Origin of the sequence: Thiomicrorhabdus xiamenensis (assembly GCF_013282625.1) — a bacterium.
GTDB lineage: Bacteria > Pseudomonadota > Gammaproteobacteria > Thiomicrospirales > Thiomicrospiraceae > Thiomicrorhabdus > Thiomicrorhabdus xiamenensis.
In genome coordinates this window covers 1,179,236-1,194,635 of sequence record NZ_CP054020.1, presented here as the reverse complement: position 1 = coordinate 1,194,635, position 15,400 = coordinate 1,179,236, and the positions used below count along the sequence as shown (strand labels likewise).

Below are 15,400 nucleotides of genomic sequence, written 5' to 3'. Positions count from 1 at the left end.
AACTTTGCCGCTGATTCTTCTCGGAAGATTTTCCATTTTCAAAGCGGCTTATTATAACGTCCTTTTCCTCGGAGAAAGCGCCACATCCCATAGAATGCATAAAGCATTCGTTGCCGGAAACTGATAAAATACGCAGTTTTCTAATCGACCGATATTTCAGGTACTTCAGTCAGCGGACAAACGCTTAGACGCAGGGTAACAAAAGGATACAGACATGGGATTTTTAGGCAAACTGTTTGGTGGCGCATCCAAAATCAGCGAAGAACTCCAGGAAGCGATCGAAGCACAGATCAAAACCTATAATCTACCGCACACAGAGCAAAACCTGATCGAGTTAAAAGCCCTTAAAGCCATGCATCTTAAAGGCGATGCAATCACACTCGAAATCAGCCTGCCTTATCCGTGCAAGAGTTTGTGGCCTTCCATCGAACAGAACCTGAGTCACTGTCTGAAACAATTGAACGACATTTCGACGGTGAGCATCGAATTCAAAACCGAAATCGTTGCTCATGACGTGCAGAAAGGCACTACGCCAATGCCGAACGTCAAAAACATTATCGCGGTCGCCTCCGGTAAAGGCGGTGTCGGCAAATCGACAACGGCAGTCAATCTCGCTCTGGCCCTGCAACAGGAAGGCGCACAGGTCGGCATTCTGGATGCCGATATCTACGGCCCAAGTATCCCGACCATGCTCAACATCAAGGATAAACCGCAGACCAAAGACGGTAAAAGCATGCAACCACTGGAAGCTTACGGACTGCAGGCGATGTCGATCGGCGCGCTGATCGACGAAGATTCCCCGATGATCTGGCGCGGCCCGATCGTCACCCAGACACTGACTCAACTACTCAAAGAAACCAACTGGGACGAGCTGGATTATCTGGTTATTGACCTGCCTCCGGGGACCGGTGATGTTCAATTGACGCTTGCGCAGCAGATTCCGGTTACCGGTGCGGTGATCGTCACCACCCCGCAACAGATCTCGCTGATTGACGCCAAAAAAGGCCTGAAGATGTTCCAGAAGGTTGAAATTCCGATTCTCGGCATTATCGAAAACATGAGTACACATATCTGTTCGCAATGTGGCCACGAAGAAGCGATCTTCGGTTCGAACGGCGGCGAAGAGATGGCTAAAAAATATCATGTCGATTTCCTCGGCGCCTTGCCTCTGGATAAACGCATCCGCGAAGAAGCCGATCAAGGGGCTCCAACGGTCACAGCCGAACCGGGGAGCGAAATTGCCGGTAAATACCGTAATATCGCACACCAGATCGGCGCGCAGATCGGGGTCAAAAAACGCAACTACGCCGGCGTATTCCCGGAAATCGTGATCCAAAACACCTGATCGACGCCCGCCTCTTTTGCACCGCTTTAGAGGCGGACAAACTCCAGCAAAAATCTGAAAAAGCCATTACAATACACGGCTATTTTGCGCTAAACCGACCGCATCAATTCACGTTCGTCGGACCGCCCTTTCCAAGCATCTGGATTCGGCGACGTATTAGCGTTTAAACGTTTTCACGCACAGCAAATAATTAATAAGGACTGCAGCAGACTATGGCAACGCCTCCACATCCTCGCAAAATCTTGATTACCAGTGCCCTTCCGTATGCCAATGGACCGATCCATCTTGGGCATATGGTTGAATATATCCAAACCGATATCTGGTCACGTTTTCAGAAAATGCGCGGTCATGACTGCGTCTATGTCTGTGCCGACGATGCGCACGGGACTCCGATTATGTTGCGTGCCGAAGCCGAAGGCATTACCCCGGAAGCCTTAATTGCCAAATCATCCGAAGAGCACCAGGCCGATTTTGCCGGATTTAACGTCGCATTCGACCATTATCACAGCACCAACTCTCCGGAAAACAAATATTACGCCGAGTTGATCTATAACCGTCTTAAAGAGAAAGGTTATATTGCACGCAAATCGATCTCGCAGTTCTATGATCCGGAAAAATCCATGTTCCTTCCGGACCGTTTCGTCAAGGGAACCTGTCCGAAGTGCGGGGCCGAGGATCAGTATGGCGATAACTGTGAAGCCTGTGGCGCAACCTATGCACCGACCGATCTGGTCAATCCGAAATCCGCGGTTTCCGGTGCTACGCCGATTGAAAAAGACTCCGACCACCTGTTCTTCGAACTGGATCAGTTTGCCGACATGCTGAAAAGCTGGACCCGCGAAGGTCACCTGCAGACTCAGATCGCCAACAAAATTGATGAATGGCTGGATAGCGGTCTGCGCGGCTGGGATATCTCCCGCGACGCACCTTACTTCGGTTTTGAAATTCCGGGCGAGAAAGATAAATACTTCTATGTCTGGCTGGATGCGCCGATCGGCTATATGTCGAGCTTCAAAGCCTATTGCGAAAAATCCGGATTGGATTTTGACGAATATTGGGCTAAAGACTCCAAGGCCGAGTTGTATCACTTCATCGGTAAGGACATTATTAACTTCCACGCCCTTTTCTGGCCGGCAATGCTTTCCGGAGCCGATTTCCGTACCCCGGATGCGGTCTGGGCGCATGGCTTCCTGACCGTTGACGGTCAGAAGATGTCCAAGTCGCGCGGTACCTTCATTATGGCCAAGACGTATCTGGAACATCTGAATCCGGAATATCTGCGTTATTACTTCGCAGCCAAGCTGACCAGCCGTATCGACGATATCGACCTTAACCTGGAAGATTTTGCCCAGCGCGTGAACTCGGATCTAGTCGGTAAAGTCATCAATATCGCCAGTCGTTGCGCCGGTTTCGTCAAGAAAAAATTCGACGGCAAACTGGCCGAAAGCTGGTCGGATTCTGCTAACGAGCTGTACCTGCAGTTCGCTAATGCTTCCGAAGAGATCGCCGGTCTGTACGAAAAACGCGAGTACGGACACGCCATGCGCGAAATTATGGCGCTGGCCGATCGCGCCAATGAATATATTGCCGAAACCGCCCCTTGGGTTCTGGCTAAAGAAGAAGGGAAAGAAGCCGAGTTGTACGAATCCGTTTCGGTCGGGATCAACCTTTTCCGTGTTCTGATGAGCTATCTGGCGCCGGTTATTCCGGCAACGGCAGAAAAATCACTGGCATTCCTCAACCTGGATTCATGGCAATGGGAAGCAGTGCATCAGCCGTTGATGGGTCATGAAATCAACAAATTCAAAGCTTTGATGACGCGTCTGGAAATGCCGGCTATCGAGAAAATGGTTGAAGCCTCAGCCCAATCTCTGACGGCTAAATCAGTTCCGGACGGCAAAAAAGACGACAGTAAACCTAAGAAACAATCCCAAGAGAAAAAGATGAGCGAAAACAAGCAAACGGCCGAAACCGGCGAATTCGACCCACTGGCGGAAACCATCACTATTGACGACTTTGCTAAAATCGATCTGCGCATTGCCAAAATCGTCAACGCCGAAGCGGTTCCGGAAGCAGACAAACTGATCAAACTGACTCTGGATATCGGTTTTGAACAGCGTCAGGTATTTGCCGGCATCAAGGCCGCCTACAACCCGGAAGACCTGATCGGTAAACTGACGGTCATGGTCGCCAATCTGGCGCCACGTAAAATGCGTTTCGGGCTGTCCGAAGGAATGGTTCTGGCCGCCGGCCCGGGCGGATCGGATCTTTATATTCTGAACCCGGATGACGGCGCTAAACCGGGTATGCGTGTCAAATAATGTTTCATTACGGATGTTGAGCGCTGAATGATCCTTGCCGATCAGACATTCAGCCTCGAACATTCAAAACACTTTAGGGATACAGATGCAGGATTACGCAATCATTTTGATTAGTACCGTTTTGGTCAATAACTTTGTATTGGTCAAATTCCTCGGTCTGTGTCCTTTTATGGGGGTTTCCAAAAAAACCGATGCCGCTCTGGGCATGGGTCTGGCGACAACCTTCGTACTGACGCTGTCGTCTGTTCTCAGTTACATTATCTACACCTATCTTCTACAGCCTTTCGGGCTTGAATACCTGCAAACAATTGCCTTTATACTGGCCATCGCGGCGGTCGTCGGCTTTACCGAAATGGCGATTCACAAGACTTCGCCGGTACTGTATCAGGTGCTGGGTATTTATCTGCCGCTGATTACCACCAACTGCGCCGTTCTCGGGGTTGCTTTGTTGAATGTCGGAGAACAGAACGACTTTATCGAATCGGCTTTTTACGGTATGGGCGCGGCGATTGGCTTTACTCTGGTCATGGTGCTGTTCGCCTCAATCCGTGAACGTCTTGAAGTAGCGGATATCCCCGGTCCTTTCAAAGGAGCGCCGATTGCCTTGATTACCGCCGGCCTGATGTCGATGGCCTTTATGGGCTTCGGAGGTCTGGTCTGATGGATTGGATTCACGGGCTTGAAGCGCTGGGAATTTTTCTTGCGCTGGCACTGCTGTTCGGGCTGGCGCTTGGCTATGCGGCTGTGCGTTTCAAAGTCGAAGGCAACCCTATGGCCGATCAGATCGACAAGGAACTGCCGCAAACACAATGCGGCCAGTGCGGTTTTCCGGGCTGCCGTCCTTATGCGGAAGCGTTGGCCAACGGCGAATCCGAAGTCAATCTGTGCGTTCCCGGCGGGACCGAAGTCATGATCAAGATTTCCGAAATCACCGGACGCGAGCAGAAAGCGATGGAAGACACCTCGGCGGATGAAAAAGCGAAGGAAACCGCCTTTATCGACGAAGACCTTTGTATCGGTTGCGTTCTGTGCATTAAAGAGTGTCCGGTCGATGCGATTCTCGGGGCCACGAAAATGATGCATACCGTGATCCAGCAGGAGTGCACCGGCTGTGAACTGTGCGTTCCGGTTTGTCCGGTGGATTGCATCGAAATGCGTCCGCAGGAAGTCAATCTGAAAAACTGGCAATGGCCGGCACCGAACGAACCTAAAAGCGCCCTGCCGAACGACTCCAAGCCTCTGGCAAATCTGTTGCAGGAGAATTCGTAAATGAGTCTGCTGCAATCACTGGCGAACACCCTGGCACCGATCTATCCGATGGCAAAACGCTTGCTGTACCGCTTTCACGGCGGCGTCTTTCCGCAATACCATAAATCGCTCAGTGCACGTAATCCGATTCATGCCCGCTTCATTCCACAAGAGTTGATTCTTCCGCTGGCCCAGCCGGTCGGTGAAGAAGCCAAACCTCTGGTAGAAGTCGGCGAACAAGTCCGTAAAAACCAGTTGATCGCCCGCGCCGACAGCAGCGCCGACAAGAAACTGGTGGTTCCGGTGCATGCCCCGACATCCGGAGTGATCGCCGCCATCGAACCGCGCACTCTGCCGCACGCGTCCGGATTGCAATCGCTGTGTATCGTAATCAAGCCGGATGGTCGCGATGACGCCATCGACAACGCTTTGAACAGCAACGGCGAATGGCCGGCAGAACCTCAACCGCTGAAAGATATCCTCGCCGATTCCGGTATTATCGGTATGGGCGGCGCCGGCTTCCCGACTTACGCCAAACTGCCTCGGGAAAAAGGCAAAATCCGTACGCTGATTATCAACGGCGCCGAATGCGAACCTTTTATCAGCTGCGACGACCTGTTGATGCAAACCCATGCTGAGGAAATTTTGCTCGGCGCGCAGATCACGGCTCATGCTCTGGGGATCGACGAAATCGTTTGCGGTATCGAAAACAATAAACCGCAAGCGATTCATCAGATGCAAACGGCCATCGAACAGCTCTCCGGCTCGCAACCAACTCCGGTTGCCAGCCGCATCCACGAAGTCGCTACCGTTTATCCGATGGGCGGACAGAAACAGCTGGTATATGAAATTACCGGAGTGGAACTGGCTGCGCGCGGCCATGCGATTGACCAGGGCATTCTAATGATGAATGTCGCGACCCTGCGCGCCCTGTACCGCGCCGTCGCCTTCGGAGAACCCCTGACTTCGCGTCTGGTGACGGTCAGCGGTCAAGGACTGCAAAAAGGATTTAATATCGATGCATTGATCGGAACGCCTTTCAATGCTCTGGCCGAACTTGCCGAACCGAAATCGCCCCTTGATTATCCGCTTATCATGGGTGGTCCGATGATGGGCGTACAGATGCCGGATAACGCGGTGCCGGTGATAAAAACCACAAACTGTATTCTCGCCAATCCGCCAGAACCGCGAGAAATGCAGATGCCGTGCATCCGTTGCGGCGAGTGTATGGACGCCTGCCCGGTTAATCTACTGCCGCAACAGATGTATTGGCACGCTCAAGGTCATGAATACGAAAAAGTTGAAAAACTGAATGTTTTCGACTGTATCGAATGCGGCTGTTGCAGCTATGTCTGTCCGAGCCATATCCCGCTGGTGCAGTACTACCGACATGCCAAAGCCGAAATCAAACTGCTGAATGCCGAGAAAGAAGCGGCGGAAGTGGCTAAAAAACGTCATGAATTCAAGCTGGCGCGCATCGAACGCGAAAAAGCCGAACGCGAAGCGCGTCTCAAAGCGAAGAAAGAAGCGGTTAAAAAACAGAGTGCCGAAAACCCGAAAACCGACTCGGATTCATCTGCCAAATCCGCTGCCGCTGCCCGTGCGGCCGCCGCAAAAGCAGCCGCATCGAAAAAGGCGTCTTCAGCCGCTGGCGACAAACCTTTAAGCGCCCGCGAAAAAGCGATATTGGCGGCACAGAAAGCCGCCGCTAACAAACAGGGACAGACCGACAAAGACAAGAAAGTCAAAGGTCAGAGCCTTACGACCGGCAAAGACAAGGAAGCGCAGGCCGAGGCGGCCAAAAAACGCGCCATGGCCGCGGCTAAAGCGGCTGCTGCTAAAAAACAGACAGCGGAAAAAGAGACCCCGAAAGAGAGCAAGCCGTTAAGTGCTCGAGATAAAGCGATCGCCGCGGCTAAAGCGGCCGCAGCCAAAAAAGCGGCGCAAAAACGTGGCGAAGAAAAGGCATCTGCGGAAATCACTGAAACCGCAACCATCCACAAAACGGATCAGGCTTCCGAGCAGAAGCTTGATCAAAATAAGATGCCAAAAAACAGCGCTCGCGACAAAGCGATTGCCGCAGCCAAAGCGGCAGCTGCCCGAAAAAAAGCGCAAGAAGCCAAAAACGCATCTTCCGAACCAGTTGAAACGCAAACAACCGATTTAACGGAGGCGTCTCAGGAGACTTCGCCGGCACTGGAAAAAGAGCAGGCGCGGCGTGCCGCTATCGAAAAAGCCAAAGCTGCGGCTCAATCGCGCAAACTGGCACAAAGAAAACAGGAACCAGTCGAAAACGCTGAAAAACCTGCATCGGAACAAACACCGTCTACGGCACGCAATGCAGAAGCACCTGAAAAAGCGTCCGTACAGCAAAGCGATCAGGAAAAGAGCAAAGACAAAGCCAAATCGGCGGCTAAAAAGGCGGCCATGGCTGCCGCAAAACGTGCAGCCGAAAAACGCGCTCAACAGCGTGCTGAACAAAAACTGGCCGAGAGCAAAGCCGGCGATGGAAAAAAACAAGAAGAGGAAACGCATTGATGAATCCGGCAAGCATGCCTATCCCCCCTTCCTCACCTTATGCGCACAACGATCAGACCGTGCGCAAGGTGATGCTGCAGGTTCAGCTCGCTGCCATGCCGGCACTGCTGATGCACATCTACCTGTTCGGTTTCGGTATTGTCGTTCAATGGCTGCTGGCGGTCGTTACCTACCTGGTCGTTGAATACAGCATGCTCAAACTGCGTGGCCGTCCGGTCATGCCATTTCTAACCGATCTCAGCGCGCTGATTACCGTCACCGGTCTGGTGTTCTGTATTCCGCCCACGGCTCCCTGGTGGGTGGTTGTCACCGGCTCGGCCTTTGCGCTGATCTTCGGAAAACACATCTATGGCGGGCTGGGTTACAACCCGTTTAACCCGGCAATGCTCGGTTACGCTTTCTTGATTATCTCTTTCCCGGTGCAGATGACCACCTGGATTATGCCGTCAGAAATCAGTGGTCACTACCTCGGCTTTATGGATGCGGTTCAGGTCATTTTCACCGGTGCTTTAAGTTCGGCCGATTTTGACATGCTCACCGGTGCGACGCCGCTGAACGAAATGCGTATCGGTATCGCTCAAGGGGTAACCGTTGCCGATACACTGGCTCCGATCGCCGGCCATACCAGCCAAACCCATTACTGGCTCGGCCTGAACAGTTGGGCCTGGATCAATATCGCCTTTCTGGTCGGCGGCATCTATCTGCTGTATAAACGTACTATCCGCTGGCAGTTTCCGGTCGGTTTTTTAGGTTCGCTGTTTCTGATGGCGTGGATTTTCCACGGCTATAACCCGGAAATGTACCCGCCGGCAAGCTTTGTTCTGTTGAGCGGTGGAACCATGCTGGCGGCATTTTTCATCATTACCGACCCGGTCTCCGCCAGCACAACCCCTGTCGGACGCTTTATCTACGCCTGCGGTATCGGCGTTCTGGTGTATGTCATCCGTTCCTGGGGAACTTTCCCCGATGGATTGGCTTTTGCCATACTGCTGATGAATATCGCTGTTCCTCTGATCGACCAGTACACCCAGCCGCGCGTGTTCGGACATAAGCGATAGGAGAGAGTCGTGAGCCAGAAATCGCAAAAACCGATGTTTAATTCTGCCCTGTTTCGTGCGATGGGCAACTCGGCAGGAAAACTCAGCGCCTTCGTGGTGATCTGCATTATTCTGCTGCTTGGCGTTCGCGCCCTGACCGGACCAAAAATCGATGCCGCCGAACGGCAGAATCTACTGGATCGCTTCAATGAAGTTTTGCCGGCGGAATACTATGATAACGATCCTCTGGCAGATACTAAATTGCTCAAAGACCCTAAAATTCTGGCTCGTCTCGGTGCCAAAGAGCCGGTAACGGTCTATCGGGCACGCAAGGGAATTGAACCGACCGGTGCCATTTTTCAAGCCATTGCGCCAAATGGTTACAGTGGTAACATCTATATTCTGATCGGCATCTTTCCTGATGGTCAGGTTTCCGGCGTACGTGTTCTCAAACATGCGGAAACCCCCGGACTCGGCGATAAAATCGAATTGCAGAAACATGATTGGATACTCTCTTTCGACCGCCGCATCCTGACCCCCGGCAACCAGTATGACTGGGCAGTGAAGAAAGACGGCGGTGATTTCGACCAGTTCACCGGTGCGACTATTACCCCGCGCGCTGTCGTCGGAGCCGTTAAACATGCGCTTGAAGTGGTCAACGAGTTAGGAGATAAGCTGTATGACTGATACCAATACTCTGGCGGATACTCCGAATTCTACCGCCGCCGATGCCATTGAAACAACGCCGAGCGTCTGGCAGGCAAAAAAAGCCGAATACAAAAAGATTATGCTCAACGGCCTGTGGCAGAACAACCAGGCCATGGTCGCCCTGCTGGGTCTGTGTCCGCTGCTGGCAGTATCCAACAACGCCGTTAACGGTTTGGGGCTCGGGCTGGCAACGCTGGCGGTATTACTGGTTTCCAATACGCTGGTTTCCCTGATTCGCAGTCACGTCTCCGATGAAATCCGTATTCCGGTGTATATCGCCATTATCGCGACGGCCGTCACCATGATCGACCTGCTGATGAACGCGTATTTCCATACCTTACACGGCATACTGGGCATCTTTATCCCCCTGATCGTGACCAACTGTGCGATTCTCGGTCGCGCCGAAGCCTATGCCTCGAAAAACAGCGTCGATAAAGCCATCGTTGACGGTTTCTTTATGGGACTGGGCTTTTTGGTGGTTCTGGTGCTGCTGGGCGCCTTGCGCGAGATTATCGGTTCCGGAACCCTTTTTGATCAGGCCTATTTGATGTTCGGAGAAACAGCAAGCAACTGGACCATCACCTTCAGCGACGACTATCAAGGTGTTCTGCTGGCAATTCTGCCGCCGGGAGCTTTTATCGGACTGGGTCTGCTGATCGCGGCCAAAAACTATATCGACCAGAAAAAAGCCGCCAAACTGCAGAACGACCTCGGCATTAAGATCGCTATCAAATAGTTTACGATCCGGTCTGTTGCAGCAGCCAATCTTCGTAAAACTCAAGACGTAATTCGGACTGCATGGTCGTCAGCCAGATTTTGCCCGGCGAGACTTCAAACAAATAGGGATAAGCCAGCCAGGCCCCTTTGCATTGCGCCACAATTAACGGATCACTCCAGCTCTCTCCATCATCTTCCGAATAACACACTGCCAACTCCTCGCGGTGCCACGAAGCGGCCACCTCCGAAAACTGCCCGCCACGTCGCGGAAACTCCGTTTTGCCCCGCGGATAAAGCGTGTTATAGACCATTAACAGACGCCCGCTTGCCAGACGTTTCAACATCGCCGGTGAACTGCTCGCCTCGATACCCGGATGAATCTGCGTCCAACTGCGCCCGTCATCATAGGAATAGGCGTGCCAGAAGTAATCCTGATTGGTTCTAATGCAATACCAAACCCTGTCAGGCAATTCAACCAGCGTCCCTTCATAGCAGCCACCGTGATGGCCGCGTCCGCCGATATCAAGTTTGTTGCTCGCATGCCAACTCAAGCCGTCATCGTCGGAACGGAAACTCAAACTGTAATGGCGCGCCTGCTGATAATCCAGATTCTGCGCCGAAAGCACGATCGCCCCGGATTCAAGCTGAATAATGGTCGAACTGACCGCCGCATAACCGGTCTGAATTCGTATCGGCTCCTGCCAACTCCGTCCTCCGTCTTCACTGCGCACAACATAGTGATATAAACGGGAATTCTTTGTCGGCGCATTGCGCTTTTTAACCCAGTTGAAATGGTACTCCTCGGCATTCAGAAAAGAGAGAATAACCGTACCATCCCGAGTACAGAGCAAGCTGTGCGCATCGGTCGCTTTGAATAGCATCTGCTCGGAAAATAGCTCAAATGTCTGCCAATCTTTGCCGTCGTTCGCGGACAGATAAGCGGTTTTCCCGTGGATACAGAGCAGATCCCCGTCGCAGTTGCGGATAAAAGGCCCGTTATGCTCGATGCTCAACGGACGAATACCCTCCGCCAAGAAAACCGGCGCATCGGTTTTCGGCGCTTTGGAAAAATTCAGTTTTATCTGCGGGTACTCGATCATTTTCTGCATTCGTATCTCTCTTGCTGTCGTCGCCCTAGGTTGCGATAGGTTGCTGCAATAGGTTGTCAAACGCTTCGATAAATTCTTATCTCACTTATGTATGAATTATGGCGCATCCGTATCCTGACGTTCAATCATCGCAAAAGAATTTCCGGCCGGACAAGCAAGTATGTCAAACAGGAAATTTATCAAGATAATTTGGACTCGACCGACAAATCCGCTATGATTCTGCCACCGAGCTACGATTGATAAAATTCCGTGAAAACACCGTCTTATGAATAAACAGAAACGATTAGAAATATTCCAACGCCTCAGCGAAGCGATTCCGGAACCGGAAACCGAGCTGGAGTATTCCAGTACTTTTGAACTGCTGATCGCGGTGATTCTTTCCGCCCAGGCAACCGACAAAGGCGTCAATATCGCCACCCGCAAGCTGTTTCCGGTAGCCAATACGCCGCAAGCGATCTATGCCTTGGGCGTAGACGGTCTTAAAGAGTACATCAAAACCATCGGTCTGTTTAACTCCAAAGCGGAAAACATTATCAAAGCCTGCAAAATGCTGGTCGAACTGCACGGCTCGGTGGTTCCGGACAATCGTAAAGATCTTGAAGCTCTGCCGGGTGTCGGCCGCAAGACGGCGAATGTCGTTCTCAATACCGCTTTCGGTCAGCCAACCATGGCAGTCGATACACATATCTTTCGCGTCTCCAACCGCACTAAACTGGCGCCGGGTAAAACCGTGCTTGAAGTGGAAAAGAAACTGCTCAAAAATGTACCGAAAGAGTATCTGATCCCGGCACATCACCTGCTGATTCTGCACGGCCGTTATACCTGCACCGCTCGTAAACCGCGCTGCGGCGCCTGCTGTATCTACGATTTGTGCGAATACAAAGAAAAAACCGAGTAATAACCGGATAATCTCATGCTATATACATCCGAAAGAGACAAATTACGCCTGTTCTATGTCGAATGCTGGAAAAAGGCACGCAACGGCCTGCCGATGGACCCGATGGAGCAGATGGTCGCGCGCGTGATCGAAATGCACCCGGAATATCACGCCATGCTGGAAAACGAAAAACTCGGCAACGAGTACAAGCCGGAAGACGGCGAAACCAATCCGTTTCTGCACATGGGCATGCACCTCGGCCTGCAGGAACAGGTGGTTATGGATCGTCCGGCCGGCATCAAAGCGGTCTATCAGCAACTGGGGGAAAAGATCGGTGATGTGATGCAGACCGAACACGCTATGATGGACTGTCTCGGCGAAATGATGTGGCAGGCGCAACGCTCGCAGTCCGAGCCGGACGAAATGGCCTACCTCAAGTGCCTGCAAGACCTGCTGCTTAAATATTAAGGCGCATTTCTTGGATTTCCGGCAGCACACCCCCTATGCTTTGCGCGAACCGCAATCCGAATATGAATTTCAACTTTATAGCGACGGAGCCTACTTCAAGCAATGCCAGCTCGGCGGCTGGGGTTTCGCCATCTATAACAAAACCGGACAGCTCATCGACAGCCTTTCTGGCGTACAGATTTCCCATTCCAGCCTGGAAATGGAACTGATCGCAGCGATTAAGGCATTACAGTGGCAACTACAGCAACACCCCGACAGCCCGATCGCCCTTTTCACCGACGCACAGATTCTACTTGAAGGCCTGTTTGATAAATACCCGAAATGGCAGGAAAACAACTGGCATTCGGCCAACGGCAACCCAGTCGTGTATGCCGAACTCTGGCAACAACTCTACTCTCTAGCACAAAACGCCCCCGTCGATTTTTACTGGATCAAAGGCCATACCGCCAACAAACAAAACCAGCTTGCCGATCAACTCGCTAGAGAAAACATTCTAAAAAGCCAAATTTCCAGTTAATCGAATATAAAAATTATATTTATATTGTTCCCCCCGAAAATGAAATTAGTGCCATTATCTTTTTACAAAATGGAGCTTTCTTATTATTTTTTATTAAAAAAACCGGCATTGCACCGGTTTTCGTTTTGATGGTTTAAGGCGTATGTGCCGACCCGAAATTCAGGGATTCAAAAACTTTGTTGGCTGGTACACCAAGTTTTGTTGAATTCCCCTCAATATCAGCGATCAGAGCTTTAACCGACGCGGTAAAGTCCAGCATTCCACCTGTCGATGATAGCGTAACGTTCTCAAGCACTGAACCGCCGTCCTCAATGTCACGAACATCCGTGTAATTCGGAATAACTTGAGCATTGTTTAAGACATAATCGCGTACTTGGGTGTAGGTTAGGCTAGGTGAAAGTGACCAAAGCGCCGCGGCCACTGCCGCCACTTCCGGAGTGGCCGCAGAGGTGCCGTTGAACGAGGTGCTTTCCACAGGGGTTAATACACTTCCGTCACTGGTGAATGAAGTCGTCACAATGCCGTTTGTTGGAGCGGCAATGTCCGTCGAAATGGCCCCGTAATTTGAATAGGTGGCGCGACCCCCTGTGCCAGTGATACCGTTTACCGTGATGACGTTATCCATAGAATAAGAGGCTGGATACAAAGGGGTGTCGTCGATGCTTTGGGAATCGTTCCCAGAAGCCGCAACAACCAGATGCCCGCCGTCTTTTAGCGCAACAAAGGCATCATAAGAGGCCATTAACGTTTCATCCGCAGAACCAGACATGCTATTGCTGAAATTAGAGATCTTCACCCCCTCGTTCAAAACAAAGTCAATGCCGCTAATAGTCGCGTTTTCCCACTGAATTCCGTTATCGTCTTCAATATTGATTGCCATGATTTTGCATCGTGGGGTTAAACCTGCACCTGCATAGGCATTATTGATCTTTTCGCAGATAACGCCAGCCACTTGCGTTCCATGTGTTGAGGTTGTTGCGATCGGATCGCCTGATACTGTTTTGTTTGGTGCGATTCCATAAATGTTGTCGATGTATGAATCACCGTCATCATCAATTCCGTTATCAGGAATTTCGTCAGCATTAACCCACATCATATCTTTTAACGCGGGATCGTTATAATTCACGCCTGAGTCAAATACAGCGATGATAATGTCTTCCATGCTGTTTACGCGATCTTCAAGCAGGCGTCGTGCTTCAAGCGCCCCCAAGTCAACACCGTTCACGTATAGGTAAGGGTTGGTGTCGTTTGGTCGGTCGGTCGATTCAATAAATCCGCCGCCGTTATGCCAGTTCCACATTTGAGAAAACAAGTCTTCTTCTGGTAGGGCTGTAGTTGTCAAAGCTTGCGATTTAATCGCCTTATCGAACATAACCTGTTTTACAAAAGGCAGGGTTTCGATTGCCGTTTTGATTTCGTCAGGGTTGCCGTCGAATTCAATTGTAATCATCTTGAATCGTGAATGATTCGATTTAACGGTCGCACCCGCTACGTCAAGCACCGCTTGAATCTGCTCTTCTGTCGGCGCTTCATGGAATTTCACGTTCAGCGTGGTTAGTGAAATATCTGATTCCAAGTTTTGTGCTTTAGGAGCAGAAGCCGCCTGCGCTTTTACAGGGGTCGGCATGTCTGATCCTGCAATAACGGGTGATGCGATTGCCGCGATTGCTAGTGCTAAAATAGTCTTTTTCATATCCTTTCTCCTTATTCGCCTTGTTATTGCTGTCCAGATAGTTGCCATGCAACCGTCATCGCCGTTCCGGAAGAGACATTTCCGACCACCTCAGAAGTGCCTGATGTTTCGACTGAAAGCAGTGTTCCGCTCTCATTGATCGTCAGCTTTTGCTGTTCTGTAAAAACGGTTAGTCCGTTGTCATCAACTGTCTGCGTGTCGAATTGAAGAATCGCTTCGGATTCAACACCAGAGTCGATTAGTGACCATGTAACCGTTGTTGTGTACCCAAGTAGTGTTGGGTTGATTAAAAGCGTTCCACCGTCGCCATAGTTCGCTGTAGCAGGCATTGGGTTGTGCGTCATAACCTTATCCAAACTATCAGCCGGAATGTATTGTTCTGACGATCCTGCTTTATAAGAAAACTGGTCTGTCAGTGAAGCGATCTTGCCGGTCGTTTTATTCACAAAGACAATTTTCTCGTCGCTTTGTGTGGCTGTCTGACCGTTGCTGTCAATCGTCCAGTCGGTGCGGACAGTTCGCATCCACGGCGTATCTTTAACATTTAATGGCTCAGAGGCTTCAACTGATCGCATCATAGATGCCGGAGAAGAAATCCCGTTAATATCAACATATCCGTCAACCGTGTAAGTGTATGCCACACCACTTGATTCTGGCATATAACGATAATCCGTCAAATTGAATGTCGGCTCGATTGTGCCGCCAGAAATGATTTGATTGTCGTCGGTTGAATCACCGCCGCCACCGCCACCACCACCACAGGCGGTCAGTAAAGTTGAAGTTAATAGAAATGGGGCTGTTCGTTTAATCACAATAATTCCT

14 protein-coding genes are annotated in these 15,400 nt (G+C 51.0%); 11 read left to right on the top strand and 3 right to left on the bottom strand.

The window, feature by feature from the left end; genetic code table 11:
• Positions 1 to 214 precede the first annotated feature (214 nt).
• From apbC to HQN79_RS05475, 8 genes are all read left to right on the top strand, one after another.
• A complete protein-coding gene (gene apbC / locus HQN79_RS05510) occupies positions 215 to 1,345 on the top strand; it encodes an iron-sulfur cluster carrier protein ApbC (RefSeq protein ID WP_173284847.1) in 1,131 nt (376 codons plus the stop codon).
• A gap of 212 nt (positions 1,346 to 1,557) precedes the next feature.
• Positions 1,558 to 3,666 carry a methionine--tRNA ligase gene (gene metG, locus HQN79_RS05505; RefSeq protein WP_173284845.1) on the top strand — a complete coding sequence of 703 codons (2,109 nt, stop codon included), beginning with the start codon at positions 1,558 to 1,560 and terminating at the stop codon, positions 3,664 to 3,666.
• 85 nt (positions 3,667 to 3,751) lie between these two features.
• Positions 3,752 to 4,327 carry an electron transport complex subunit RsxA gene (gene rsxA, locus HQN79_RS05500; protein ID WP_173284844.1) on the top strand — a complete coding sequence of 192 codons (576 nt, stop codon included), beginning with the start codon at positions 3,752 to 3,754 and terminating at the stop codon, positions 4,325 to 4,327.
• Positions 4,327 to 4,935 (top strand): electron transport complex subunit RsxB, encoded by a 609-nt coding sequence (rsxB, locus tag HQN79_RS05495; RefSeq protein ID WP_173284842.1) that lies wholly within the window; start codon positions 4,327 to 4,329, stop codon positions 4,933 to 4,935. Before rsxA ends, rsxB begins: the two co-directional genes overlap by 1 nt.
• A complete protein-coding gene (gene rsxC / locus HQN79_RS05490; RefSeq protein WP_173284840.1) occupies positions 4,936 to 7,452 on the top strand; it encodes an electron transport complex subunit RsxC in 2,517 nt (838 codons plus the stop codon). It abuts the gene before it with no gap.
• Positions 7,452 to 8,510, top strand: coding sequence for an RnfABCDGE type electron transport complex subunit D (locus HQN79_RS05485; RefSeq protein ID WP_238843437.1), 1,059 nt, complete (start codon positions 7,452 to 7,454; stop codon positions 8,508 to 8,510). The genes rsxC and HQN79_RS05485 overlap by 1 nt, the downstream gene beginning before the upstream one ends.
• A 9-nt stretch (positions 8,511 to 8,519) precedes the next feature.
• A complete protein-coding gene (rsxG, locus tag HQN79_RS05480; RefSeq protein ID WP_238843436.1) occupies positions 8,520 to 9,176 on the top strand; it encodes an electron transport complex subunit RsxG in 657 nt (218 codons plus the stop codon).
• Positions 9,169 to 9,933: an electron transport complex subunit E gene (locus HQN79_RS05475; RefSeq protein WP_173284838.1), complete on the top strand. Its 765-nt coding sequence runs from the start codon at positions 9,169 to 9,171 to the stop codon at positions 9,931 to 9,933. Before rsxG ends, HQN79_RS05475 begins: the two co-directional genes overlap by 8 nt.
• Before the next feature lies 1 nt (position 9,934).
• On the opposite strand, the gene HQN79_RS05470 is transcribed toward HQN79_RS05475, so the two are convergent.
• Entirely contained in the window at positions 9,935 to 11,023 is a 1,089-nt protein-coding gene (locus HQN79_RS05470) for a sialidase family protein (protein WP_238843435.1), read from the bottom strand.
• Positions 11,024 to 11,288: 265 nt separating this feature from the next.
• Between HQN79_RS05470 and nth the strand changes: the two genes are divergently transcribed.
• From nth to HQN79_RS05455, 3 genes are read left to right on the top strand one after another with little or no spacing between them, the layout of a single operon-like run.
• Positions 11,289 to 11,921 carry an endonuclease III gene (nth, locus tag HQN79_RS05465; protein WP_173284836.1) on the top strand — a complete coding sequence of 211 codons (633 nt, stop codon included), beginning with the start codon at positions 11,289 to 11,291 and terminating at the stop codon, positions 11,919 to 11,921.
• Between the two features lie 15 nt (positions 11,922 to 11,936).
• On the top strand, positions 11,937 to 12,368 hold the full coding sequence (locus HQN79_RS05460; protein WP_173284834.1) for a DUF1841 family protein: 432 nt from the start codon (positions 11,937 to 11,939) through the stop codon (positions 12,366 to 12,368).
• A gap of 10 nt (positions 12,369 to 12,378) precedes the next feature.
• Positions 12,379 to 12,885 (top strand): RNase H family protein, encoded by a 507-nt coding sequence (locus HQN79_RS05455; protein WP_173284832.1) that lies wholly within the window; start codon positions 12,379 to 12,381, stop codon positions 12,883 to 12,885.
• A gap of 133 nt (positions 12,886 to 13,018) precedes the next feature.
• Here the strand turns inward: HQN79_RS05455 and HQN79_RS05450 are convergent, their stop codons facing one another.
• Both HQN79_RS05450 and HQN79_RS05445 read right to left on the bottom strand, forming a co-directional pair.
• Positions 13,019 to 14,578 (bottom strand): S8 family serine peptidase, encoded by a 1,560-nt coding sequence (locus HQN79_RS05450; RefSeq protein ID WP_173284830.1) that lies wholly within the window; start codon positions 14,576 to 14,578, stop codon positions 13,019 to 13,021.
• Between the two features lie 23 nt (positions 14,579 to 14,601).
• Positions 14,602 to 15,390, bottom strand: coding sequence for a hypothetical protein (locus HQN79_RS05445; protein WP_173284828.1), 789 nt, complete (start codon positions 15,388 to 15,390; stop codon positions 14,602 to 14,604).
• Positions 15,391 to 15,400 lie beyond the last annotated feature (10 nt).